An 11,957-nucleotide genomic window follows, 5' to 3' on the forward strand; every position below is an offset into this window, starting at 1 on the left:
GAAAAATCTAAATCAAGGAATTAATATGAGTATCTTTAGTATCAATGATAATTCAAACTATAATTCTATACTTTCACAAGCAAAAGCTAATAAAGAAAGTAAAGAAAATTCTAAAATAAGTTTTGCTAATGCTTTTTTAAAACAAAATGCTAGTAAGTTAAATGAAATTCAAAATGCAAATTCACAAACTCTAGCAAGAAGTGAAGCATTAAATTCTACTAATACAACAAATACTAGCAATAATACTAATTTTAGTATAAGTAGTAAGACAAGTTCTCCTAATTATGATATATCTAGTGAATTTAAAAACTCTATTTATACTCTAAAATACAAACAAGCTGATTTAAACACTAATACAGCCTATGGTTATAGTGTAGATAAAGATGGTTATATGGGAAGTGATTTTAATAAAGCTGCGGGACTTCCTGAAGATTTTAAGATACATAAATCTACTTTGGATGAGATAGAGAGGAAGGCTGAAAATAACTCTTATACTTCAGATATAAAAAAATATTTAGGTATAGATAAATATTATACAAACATAGATATGGCTGAAACCATAAAACAATATTATAATCAATTTAATCAAATTGTTAATTATGCTTTTAATGATACCAATAAAACAAGTTTCACTGAAGCAGATATAAATTCTATGCCTAAGGGAATTAGTGAATTATCATCTGATAAAACTATAGGTATTATGCCGAAAAATTATGACAAGCTAACAATAACAAACTATTATAATACACAAGAGCAATATAATGAAGCAGAACAATTAGGAATGTTTGGACATATTAATATAGGCTTACAACCATTAAATTTCACTCCGCAAAGTATGCAAACTCAAAATTTAGATAAAGACACTGCAATAGATACTTTTAATCCTGATATGTCAGTTTATCCACAAAATGAAGATGGAAGTTATTCTAAAGAAGCTTTGTTTATGAGTTTTTTAAAATCAACGGGTGTATCGCCAAGAGAAGGTAGTGCAACATTAAATCCTATAGCTAAGTCTTATGCTGAAGCTATGGCTAAAGAAAGCTTTGATGGCTCTTTAGCTTCTTTAGATGACATTATGACAGGTAAAGTTGATTTTGCAAGTTTGTTAAAAGGCTATGCACAAGAGGGTTGGCTTGATGCAGATATATATGCAATGGATAAAGGGGTTGCTTGGCAAAATACAAGCATAGGTTATGGTGGAGCTTGGTTTGATAGAGAATTTAATCAAGTAAAAGCTAATGGTTGGAAAGCAAGCAGTGAAAGTATCAATTCTTATGTTGGATCTATAATGGATAGATTAAATAATCTTATGGGGCAAACTAGGGTTTAGGAAGTATTTGCACGAAGTCAAATTAAAAATGATGACATTTGCAAATACTTATGCGAATCACATAAAGCTAGGTGCATCGTTTGAAAAGAGTATCAAATCTCCGTGTTTTGTTTCTTTAGCTAGAGTTTGAACTAGTTGACTCTTTTCTTTAAGTATAATGGTTTTTATTTTTAACTCTTTTTTGAAAATTTCAGCATTGATTTGTGCACTAATGATAGCAAGATCAAAACACTCATTGATGATTTTGGCAAGTTTTATATTTTCTTCTTCGCTTACTTCTACTATACCAGGACTTACTAAAACTTTGCGTCCTTTATAGCTTTTACAAAGTTTATAGCTTGTGCTCATACCTTTAAAATTTCCATTAAAACCATCATCTATGATAAATTTAGGCTCTCTTGAAAGCACTTGCAAGCGATGTTCTACGGAATTTATATTTAAAACTTGCTTTTGAATTTTTTCTAGTTTTATGCCAAGATAATGAGCACAAAGTATACAAACACAAAGATTTTGCGCATTAAAATCCCCTAAAATTTGACTTTTAAAATCATAGGATTTATTTTCTATATCGACTTTAAATTCTAAACCTTCAAGACTTGAATGAATAAGACTTAATTTATCATCATAAAGGCTGATGAGTTTATCTTCTTCTTTTTGGGTGCTAGAGTGTAAAAAAGCCTTTTCTAGTCTTTCGGAATTTAAGGCTTCAAGTTTGGTTGAGCGGATATTTTCAACACTTTTAAAATACTCTAAATGTGCATTGCCTATCTCTCCTACTATGCTGATTTGAGGTTGTAAAAAATGCGTGATTTCATCGATATCGCCTTTAAGTCTAGCGCCTGCTTCAGCTATGTAAATTTGAGTATCTTGACTTAAATTAGCATTGATATCAGCAACTATACCTAGTAAGGTATTGACAGAGCGTGGTGTTTTGTAGCTTTTAAAGTCATCTTTTAAAAGTTCGTATAAAAAATTTTTAATACTTGTTTTTCCAAAACTTGCGGTAATGAGTATGATTTTTAAATTTTCATTGGCTCTTAGTTTGGCTTTGGCTTGTTTTTTATAATATAAATTTGTAAAAAACTCATAAATTTTAAGACTCAATAAAGCAAAAGGAAGACTAAAAAGATTAAAAAGAAAAGAAAAACGCAAAGCAAGGATGGTAAAAATAGCATTATAAACAAAAACAAAAACAAAAAACCATTTAACCTTACTTGTAAAAACAAGCTTTTTATCTATGCCTTTATTCCAAAAATACAAAATCGGAGTATGGATCAATGCAAAATATACCAAAGAGTATAAAGGAAAAGCTAAGAATAAAAAATAAGGAATAAATAAAAAATACAAATGCCACAAAGGTTTATGATAATGAAAAAACACGCGTTTAAATTTATAAGAATACCATTGTAAAGCACTCATAAGATAAAAAGCTATACAAAAATTAAAAAATAAAGAATTGATAAAATAAAGAGTATTGATAAGCATTTAAATTTCCTTGATTTTTTGAGCTATGAAAGCAGAGTGTTTTAAAAAGAAAAAATGATCCCCCTCTAAAGGATAAAAAGTACTATTTTTTAAAAATTGATGCATTTTTTCACCACAATACAAAGGCGTAGCTTCATCGCTTTTTCCCCAAAAAATCAAGCTTTTAGCCTTTTGCTTGGCAAAAATTTCACTAAAATCCTCATCAACAACCTTTTTAAAGGTTTCATACATTATAGGACTAAGATTTGCTCCATCTTTACTAGCAAAATAGCGATAAAATTTTCCCAAACCAAAGAGTTTTAAAATTTTAAAAATACGGATTTTAAAACGCACTTTTAGGGATTTTTTAGCCAAAATTCCTGCACTTGAAAGTAAGATTAGGGTGTCTTTTTCTTTTGCGAGTAGGGTACTTACTTTTCCACCAAAAGAATGCCCCATGAAAAAACAGACATTGAGTTTTTTTTGTTTTAAAAAAAGTTCTGTGATATTGGCATAATCTTGAGTGTTTAAAATTTCTTCCACGCTTGAATTTCCAAAACCTGCTAAATCCATATAAATTTGACAAAAATCTTTCAAAAAAGGACAAAAACTTTGTTTCATAAGTTTTTTATCAGCTCCCCAGCCGTGTAAGATAAGTATTTGCGGTAAGGAAAGATCACCTAAAATTTCATAAGAAATTTGATAAGTTTTGTTTTTATAAGAAAGTTGAGTTTGAGCCATTTTAAGCCTTTTGATTTTTGTAGATATTTTCTAAAAGTTGCATGGCATTTTGTAAGCGTTCAAATTCTTTCATACTAAGCATTACAGCTTCAAATTTGTTATTTTTTAAAATAACTATTTTTCCACTTTCGCTTTTTTTGAGTTTTTCCATAATGGGGCTAAAATTTCTTACCACTTCGGTGGCAGTGTAAATTTCATCTTGTTTAAAAGAGAGCATTTTTCTTCCTAAAATACGCTAAATTTTATGTATAATTTAGCGCATTTTGACTTAAAAGCTTATAATTTTCCTTTTTGTCCGTTAATGGAGTGAAGGAAGTTGTAATTGATTTTTATCATTTTTTCAAGTGAAATTTGATCAGCTAAAGCGTTTAAAGTGGTATTAAAATCTTTAAAAAGATAATTAGCCAAAGAACCAGGGTTTGGGTTGATTTCATTTAAATATATTTCATTATCCAGTATAAAAAAATCACAGCGTATTAAAGCACCTTTAAACAAAGGATTGTAGATCTTTTTAAAGCTATCTTTGAGTTTTTCTTTTAATTCTTCGCTTAAATCTGCTTCTATAAGTTCATTGTGTCCTGAAAAGCTAAGATATTTTTGTTCAAAGTCTAAAAATTCTTTTTTCTTTGGCTCTTCTATAATGGAAAAAACAAACTCATCATTGATCATACATCCTGCAAGATTGTATTCTTTGATATTGTTTTTAAATTCTTCTACTACAAGATCATTGTCAAATTCAAAACCTACATCTTTGGCGTATTCTAAATCTTTTTCATCTTTTACTATACTAATACCTATACTACTTCCAAGTCTTGCAGGTTTGATAATGCAAGGAAAACTAAGCTTTTCTTTAGAGTTTTGATTTTTTCTTAGTATGGTATAATCAAGTGTTTTTACTCCAACGCTTTTGGCATAAAGTTTGGTAAGTTCTTTGTTAAAAGATAATACACTAGCTTCAAGCCTAGGTCCTATAAATTTAATAGAATAAAACTCAAATAAAGCCGCAATTTTTCCATCTTCTCCATCTCTACCATGGATAAGATTGATCACGCATTCGCACTCTAGTTTATTTTCTTTTAAAAAGCCTTTGCTAAAAAAACCTCCTTGTTTGATGAAGAGTTCTTTTTCTTTTTTATAAGCTTTGGTGCTAAAAGTTTTAGAATTCATTTTTTCACTTGGGATATGATAAAATCTTCTTTCTTCATCACAAAAAATAAATTCTAAATTTTGATTGATAACTTTTTTAAGCACTACAGCACTTACTATACTAATCTCATGTTCATAAGAATTTCCGCCAAAAAGTATTGCAAATTTCATTTTATTCCTTTATCCTAGTTTTTTAAGAGCTTCTTTGATGAGTTCGCTTGTGCCTGTTGCTTGAGCACTTACTAAAACACTTATGATTTTTTCTTGTTTAAAGCCTAGAGTAAGAAGTGCGGCTAAGGCTTCGCTTTTATCATCGCTTACATTTTCAAGTTTGGTTTTTGTGTCAGAAAGTTCTACTATAATGCGTTTTGCACTTTTTGGACCTATGCCAGGTACTTTTTTAAGCACGCTTTCATCGCCCAAACTTAACGCTTTGTAAAAAGAATTTACATCAAGACTAGAGCATACCGCCATAGCAGTATTTGCACCCACTCCATTGACTTTTAAAAGCATTTCAAACATTTTTTGTTCATCTTTATCCAAGAAGCCATAAAATTTATTAGAATCTTCTTTGATGATTTGAGTGATAAAAAACTCATGCTTTTCTTGAGTTTGAATTTTAGCAGAACAAAAAAGAGAAATAAATATCCCATAGCTTAAACCACTAGCACATTTAACAATGATAAAAGTAGGTTCTTTTTTTGTGATTATTCCTTCGATGCCGACAACCATGCTATATCCTTTTCTTCATAATCTAATTTTTTATGTATTTCTATACTTTCTTGGTTGTTTTGTATGACTTTTTTAATGCCTATAAATTTAGCACTTTCATTAACAAATGAAGAGCAAAAAATATCTTCTTTAGGCTCTAGAAGTGAAAATTTGATTTCATTCATATCAGTCCATTTGCCGCTTTTATTTATAAAAGTTGCTTCAAAAAGCATTTTTTGCAAATTGATTAATTCTAATTGCAAAGATTTTTTGCGTTCAAGAAGTTCTTTTTCTTCATTTTGTAGTTTATTTAATTCAAGATTTTGTAAAGAGAAATCTTTTAGGGCTTTTTCGTATTGTACAGGAACATTTTGACCTTGATTTTTAAGTTCTGTTATCTTTTTTTCAACGCTTAAAATTCCATTTTTGCTTGATAAAATGTATTGTCTTATTTTATTTATTTTATGATTTAACTTAGAAATTTGCTCTCCTAAAATCGCAAATTCTTCATCATAATTTTTATCAAGAGTTTTAATTTTAGCATGAAATTTATTGTTATCCCCGTTAATGCGTTCTATTGTGGTGTTTTCAAAAAACACACAAGAATTATTACTTTCTAAATTTTCTATATAGATTTTATCAGCTTGTATATTTCCGCCTAAACTTTTTTTAATTCTCACTTCTTTGGCTTTGATTGTTCCACCTTCGAGCAAATCTATATTTAAAATTTCGGCTTCCGCAAATCCTCTATGAGTTTTTATATAGGCTTGTTTGGCTTGAATTTTGGCTTTAGAGTGCGTAGTGCCTTCAATTTTCATTTTGGTGGCATTAAGTTGAGTGTTGCTTCCTACGCTTCCGACTACATTTAATTCTTCACATTCTATCCCAACGCCAGAATTTACAGCATCTTTTACTTCTGAAAGAAATTTTATATTGATTTTGACATTTTTGTCTAGTCCAGCTCTTATAATCCCTATATTTTTAAAATCTACCCCATTAAAATCTAGTTCATTGGCGATATCAAATTTTTCACCATCTTGTACTACATAACCTTTTTTTAAGGCTATATATTCTGTGTATCCATCTTGCTCTACTTGTTTAAAAGCCGAAGAACAAGAAAATTTAACTTTATTTTCATTTGCAGCTAAAACTTTTAAGGTGTGTAAATTTAAGTCTTTTCCTTCTTTACCTTGTTTAAATTTGACGTGTTTTAAAACAACTTCATTTTCATCAACAACAATAATACCTGAGCGTTTTTCATCGATAGTGTAGTTTTTGGTTTTTTCTTTATAAGTCAAGATCAGAGATTCATCTTGACTTTCTATAGGATCAATACCTTGTGCAACGGTGATTTGTATAGTTTTATTTAAAGGGGTGTTTTTATATTGGTTGCAAAAAGACATTAATTTTTTCTTAAAATCAAAAATGCGGATACCTATTAAAAATTTAAGTTTCAACATCTTTTTATAAATATTTTGCAAAAGTTCTAGTGCTAGTTTTTCATGAAAGTCTAAATTTGTAAAATCAATTTGAGCAACTATTTTGGTTAAATTTTTATTTGCAACTAGTTTGACTGCTTGAGATGCTTTGCTTTGGTTTATACCGTGGAAAATTTCTATTTTGTATTCTTGCTTGATTTGAAGATCATTTTTTAAAAAAATTTCATCTTTATCAAAAAGAGTTAATTCTTTTTCAGAGATTTTTTCCCATTCTAAATCTCCAAAACGATATTGTGTAGAAAATGCCAATAAACTAAAATCAAGCTCATTTAAGCTAAGGTTTGTTCGTGAAGCTACGCTTAAAAGCTCTCGAGCTGGATTTTCTGTATAGGCAATAATTTTTTCATCCAAAGCCAAAACTTTCCCCTTGTAAAAAATTAAGAATGTAATTATAGTCAATTTTTAATCAATTTTAGTTAAAATAGTTCTCTTTATATTTTGAAATTTATGAAAAAATTTAATGAAGAGTTTAGTATTTAAAAATTTTATTATCAATGCTTTAGGAATTTTATTTTCAAGAATTTTAGGGCTTGCTAGAGATGTTTTAATAGCGCTTTTTTTAGGAGCAGGGCTTTATAGTGATATTTTTTTTGTGGCTTTAAAAATGCCTGCTTTTTTTAGAAGAATTTTTGCAGAAGGGGCTTTTGGACAAAGTTTTTTGCCTAATTTTGTAAAAGCGAAAAAAAAGGGAGCTTTTTGCGTTAGTGTAATGATGCAATTTAGCCTTATAGTTTTTTTATTTTGTCTTTTGGTAAGTTTTTTTTCCTCTTTTTTTACTAAGCTTTTTGCTTTTGGGTTTAACGCAGATACTATAGCTTTAGCGGCTCCTTTGGTGGCGATTAATTTTTGGTATTTGTTTTTTATTTTTTTAGTTACTTTTTTAGGAGCTATTTTAAATTATAGACAAAAATTTTTCATTACCTCTTTTTCTGCGGCATTATTTAACTTAAGTATTGTTATAGCTGCCTTTTTTGTGGATAAAAATACACCGCAAAATACACTTTATTATTTTTCTTATGCAACGGTTTTAAGTGGGGTGGCACAGCTTATTTTACATTTGCTTGTTTTAAAAAACAATCCTGTAATACGTGCTATGACTTTAAGTATAAAATTTAAAAAAACCAAGGCGAAATTACAAGGTTTTTATGGCAATTTTTTTCATGGAGTTTTAGGTTCTTCTGCGACTCAATTTAGCTCATTGCTTGATACAACTATAGCTAGTTTTTTAATGAGCGGGAGTATTTCTTATCTTTATTATGCAAATCGTGTCTTCCAACTCCCCCTGGCACTTTTTGCTATTGCTTTAACTCAAGTTTCTTTTCCAAAAATTTTAAAACATTTAAAAAGTGATCAAGAAAATTTAGCCTTAAAATTTATGCAAAGAGCATTAGCGCTTTTAAGCATTTTGCTTATTGCTTCTAGTATTGTAGGTTCTGTGTTTGCTTTGGAAATTTCAAAGCTTTTATTTGAAAGAGGAAATTTCACTCACGAAGATAGTGTGATTACGGCTTATGTTTTGATTGCTTATCTTATAGGGCTTTTACCTTTTGGTTTGCAAAAGCTTTTTTCTTTGTGGCTTTATGCAAAATTTAAACAAAAAACAGCAGCTTGGATCGCGGTAAAATCTTTAATTATCAGTGCTTTATGTTCTATGGCTTTTATATTTTTGATTAAAGATGAAAGTTTAAAGGTTATTGCAGTAGCACTTTCAAGCTCTATTAGTGCTTTTTATTTGCTTGGAGCTAATATCAAAGAATTTGGTTTTAAGAAATTTTTTGCTTTAATATCTATTAAAATTTGCTTATTGGTTATAGTTGCTTTGATTGTTTTTACGATCTTACTTATTTTGATTAAACCTTATATTTTAAGTTTTTTTATAGGAATTTTTACAAGTTTTAAAGGAGTTTTTTAATGAGATTATTAGATAGTGTAACAAAAGAGAAAATAAAACTTGATAAAAAAGATATTAGTATTTATTTATGCGGACCTACGGTTTATGATGATGCACATTTAGGACATGCAAGAAGTAGTGTTTGTTTTGATCTTTTGCGTAGGGTTTTACTTGCTCAAGGCAATAGGGTAAAATTTGCTAGAAATTATACAGATATTGATGATAAGATTTTGAAAAAAATGGCTCAAAGTGGTCAAACTTTAGAGGAAATTACGGAATTTTATATCAAAAGTTATGAAGAGGATATGAGGGTTTTAAATGTATTAGATCCTGATTTTAAACCTCGTGCAACGCATTATATAACAGCTATGCTTGATTTGATTAAAAAGCTTGCTAAGGATGGGTTTGTTTATACTCTAGAAGATGGAATTTATTTTGATACAAGTAAAGATGAAAAATATTTAAGCCTATCAAATCGCAATTTAGAAGAAAATATCTCTCGTCTAAGTAATGAAGTGCAAAAAAGAAATGAAAGCGATTTTGTGCTTTGGAAATTTGATGAAAATTTTTACGAAAGTGAATTTGGCAAAGGGCGTCCAGGTTGGCATACTGAATGTGTTGCTATGATTGATTCTATTTTTGAAAATACCCTTGATATACATGCTGGAGGGATAGATTTGCTTTTTCCTCATCATGAAAATGAAGCTGCGCAATGTCGTTGTGGATGTAAGAGAAAATTAGCAAATATTTGGCTTCACAATGGTTTTGTAAAAATCGATGGCGAAAAAATGAGTAAAAGTTTAAATAATAGTTTTTTTATAAAAGATGCTTTAAAAGAATTTATGGGCGAGGCTTTAAGATTTTATCTTTTGAGTTCTCATTATAGATCTCATTTTAATTATTCTTTATCGGATTTAGAAAATGCTAAAAAACGTTTAGATAAATTTTATCGCCTTAAAAAAAGATTGGATTTAGGTGAAATTTCTGATTTTGATGTTTTAAATGATATTGAAATAAAAAGCGAAATTGCTAAGCAAATTTTAGAGATTTTAAATGATGATTTAAATGTTTCTAAAGCCTTAGCTCTTTTGGATGATTTTATCAGTAGTGCAAATTTAGAGTTGGATAAAGAAAGCAAAAATAAAATTTTAAAACAAAATATCAAAGAAGCTTTAAGTGAGCTAGCTAAAATTTTTGGCTTTGGTTTTATGGATGCAACTTTATATTTTCAATGGGGTGTAAGCAAAGAAGAACGAGAAGAGATTGAAAAGTTAATTTTAGAAAGAACTGAGGCTAAGAAAAACAAAGATTTTAACACAGCTGATGCAATAAGAGAGCAATTAAATAGTAAAAAAATCACTCTTTTAGATACTCCAAATGGAACAATTTGGGAGAAAATAAATGCATAATGAGATGAATTTAAAAGAGGTTTTAATACGCTTTAAGCCCTTTTATAAAAGATATTGGAAACAATTTGCTATAGCTATTTTTGGTATGATTTTAGCAAGCGGAGGAACTGCTGGAAGTTTTTATGCTTTAGAGCCTATTTTAAATTATATTTTCGTTGAAAAAAATGAAGCTTTACTTTATACAGTACCTTTTTTGCTAGTATTGATGTATTTTTTTAAAAATCTTGGAACTTATTTACAAAGTTTTTATGTTTCCTTTATAGGAACAGATATGTTAAGAGTATTGCGTGCTAGGGTTTTAAAAAATGTTTTACGCTTGGATATGGATTTTTTTAAACGCTATAGAAGCGGAGAGCTTGTAAGTCGTTGTACTAATGATATTAATGCACTTCAAAGCATAGTATCAAACATTATTCCTGATTTTTTTAGAGAGCTTTTAACTGCTATAGGACTGCTTGCGGTAGTCTTGTATCAAAGTCCTACTTTGGCTTTTTTTGCTTTAGTGATTTTGCCTTTAGCTATTTTTCCTTTGGTATGGTTTGCTAAAAAACTTAAAAAATATGCAAGAAATATACAAGAAACAAATTCGGATTTACTTTCTTATTTGGGTGAAATTTTTTCAAATATTGAATTGATCAAAGCTAATGATAATGAAAAAAAAGAAAGTGATAAATTTGCTAAGCATAATGATACTTTATGTAAATTAAACCTAAAATCCGCACGTATTGATGCACTTACAAGTCCTTTAATGGATATGATGGGTTCTGTTGGGGTTGCTGTGGTGATTATTGTAGGGGGTAGAGAGGTTATCAATGGTTCTATGAGTGTGGGAAGTTTTATCAGTTTTGTTTCGGCACTTTTTGCGATATATACTCCTTTAAAGCGTCTTTCGTCTTTATATGGAAAACTTCAAGGTGCTGTTGCGGCAAGTGAAAGAACTTTTTATTTATTGGATTTAGAACCTCAAATTAAAGGTGGAAGCAAAGAATTAAAAAACATTGAAAAAATTAGCTTTGAAAATGTTGAATTTGCTTATGAAAACCCGCATAAAAGTGTTTTAAAAGGCGTAAATTTTGATTTTGTTAAAGGGCAAATGCTTGCTCTTGTAGGGACAAGTGGGGGTGGTAAATCTTCTATTATTAATCTTTTGATGTATTTTTATGAAAAGCAAAAAGGTAAAATTTTACTCAATCAAGAAGATATTAGCACTTTTACCATAGAAAGCTTACATGCTAAAATAGGACTTGTAACGCAAAATATTTATCTTTTTAATGATAGTTTTGCTGCAAATATTGCTTATAGCGAAGAGTTAGAAGAAGAAAAAGTCATCCAAGCTTTAAAATTGGCCAATGCTTATGAATTTGTTAAAGAAATGGGCGGGATTTGGGCTGAAGTGAAAGAACATGGTAAGAACTTAAGTGGAGGGCAAAAACAAAGAATAGCAATCGCTAGAGCTTTATATAAAAATCCTGATGTGCTTATTTTTGATGAAGCAACTTCAGCTTTGGATAATGAAAGTGAAAAAGCAATAGTTAAAACTATAGAAAATTTAAAACAAGATAGATTGATTTTAGTGGTTGCACATCGTTTAAGCACTATAGAAAATGCGGATAAAATAGTAGTATTGGATAAGGGTAAGGTATTGGCAATAGGTAAAGATGAAGAGCTTTTGCAAACTTGTTCTTTGTATCAAAAATTTAAAAGCAAAGAAAAAACAAAGCCCAGCTTTAGTTAATTTTAGTTAGAATTTCAAAAAGGATTAAAAA

Annotated in this window: 10 protein-coding genes; 4 read left to right on the forward strand and 6 right to left on the reverse strand. The window is 29.2% G+C overall.

Features of this window, described 5'->3' with window-relative positions:
• Window positions 1-25 precede the first annotated feature (25 nt).
• Window positions 26-1,330 (forward strand): hypothetical protein, encoded by a 1,305-nt coding sequence (locus FBF20_RS04175; protein WP_015016451.1) that lies wholly within the window; start codon window positions 26-28, stop codon window positions 1,328-1,330.
• Between the two features lie 57 nt (window positions 1,331-1,387).
• On the opposite strand, the gene murF is transcribed toward FBF20_RS04175, so the two are convergent.
• From murF to FBF20_RS04205, 6 genes are read right to left on the reverse strand one after another with little or no spacing between them, the layout of a single operon-like run.
• Complete coding sequence (gene murF, locus FBF20_RS04180) at window positions 1,388-2,815, reverse strand: UDP-N-acetylmuramoyl-tripeptide--D-alanyl-D-alanine ligase (protein WP_002852462.1); 1,428 nt, start codon at window positions 2,813-2,815, stop codon at window positions 1,388-1,390.
• Complete coding sequence (locus tag FBF20_RS04185) at window positions 2,816-3,535, reverse strand: alpha/beta hydrolase (protein ID WP_002852645.1); 720 nt, start codon at window positions 3,533-3,535, stop codon at window positions 2,816-2,818.
• A 1-nt stretch (window position 3,536) separates the two neighbouring features.
• Entirely contained in the window at window positions 3,537-3,752 is a 216-nt protein-coding gene (locus FBF20_RS04190; RefSeq protein ID WP_002852622.1) for a type II toxin-antitoxin system Phd/YefM family antitoxin, read from the reverse strand.
• A 59-nt stretch (window positions 3,753-3,811) separates the two neighbouring features.
• Window positions 3,812-4,852: a D-alanine--D-alanine ligase gene (locus FBF20_RS04195; RefSeq protein WP_002852516.1), complete on the reverse strand. Its 1,041-nt coding sequence runs from the start codon at window positions 4,850-4,852 to the stop codon at window positions 3,812-3,814.
• A gap of 9 nt (window positions 4,853-4,861) precedes the next feature.
• Window positions 4,862-5,413 carry a Holliday junction branch migration protein RuvA gene (gene ruvA / locus FBF20_RS04200; RefSeq protein WP_002852492.1) on the reverse strand — a complete coding sequence of 184 codons (552 nt, stop codon included), beginning with the start codon at window positions 5,411-5,413 and terminating at the stop codon, window positions 4,862-4,864.
• A complete protein-coding gene (locus tag FBF20_RS04205) occupies window positions 5,389-7,248 on the reverse strand; it encodes a flagellar assembly protein A (protein WP_002852626.1) in 1,860 nt (619 codons plus the stop codon). Before FBF20_RS04205 ends, ruvA begins: the two co-directional genes overlap by 25 nt.
• Window positions 7,249-7,351: 103 nt before the next feature.
• On the opposite strand from FBF20_RS04205, the gene murJ reads away from it, so the two are divergent.
• The 3 genes from murJ to FBF20_RS04220 are packed head-to-tail and all read left to right on the forward strand — an operon-like array spanning window position 7,352 to window position 11,926.
• Window positions 7,352-8,803 (forward strand): murein biosynthesis integral membrane protein MurJ, encoded by a 1,452-nt coding sequence (gene murJ / locus FBF20_RS04210; protein ID WP_002890591.1) that lies wholly within the window; start codon window positions 7,352-7,354, stop codon window positions 8,801-8,803.
• A complete protein-coding gene (gene cysS / locus FBF20_RS04215; RefSeq protein WP_002871728.1) occupies window positions 8,803-10,191 on the forward strand; it encodes a cysteine--tRNA ligase in 1,389 nt (462 codons plus the stop codon). Before murJ ends, cysS begins: the two co-directional genes overlap by 1 nt.
• Window positions 10,184-11,926, forward strand: a complete 1,743-nt coding sequence (locus tag FBF20_RS04220; protein ID WP_002858782.1) for an ABC transporter ATP-binding protein — start codon at window positions 10,184-10,186, stop codon at window positions 11,924-11,926. Before cysS ends, FBF20_RS04220 begins: the two co-directional genes overlap by 8 nt.
• Window positions 11,927-11,957 lie beyond the last annotated feature (31 nt).

The sequence above is a fragment of the Campylobacter sp. CFSAN093259 genome (genome assembly GCF_012889985.1).
GTDB lineage: Bacteria > Campylobacterota > Campylobacteria > Campylobacterales > Campylobacteraceae > Campylobacter_D > Campylobacter_D jejuni.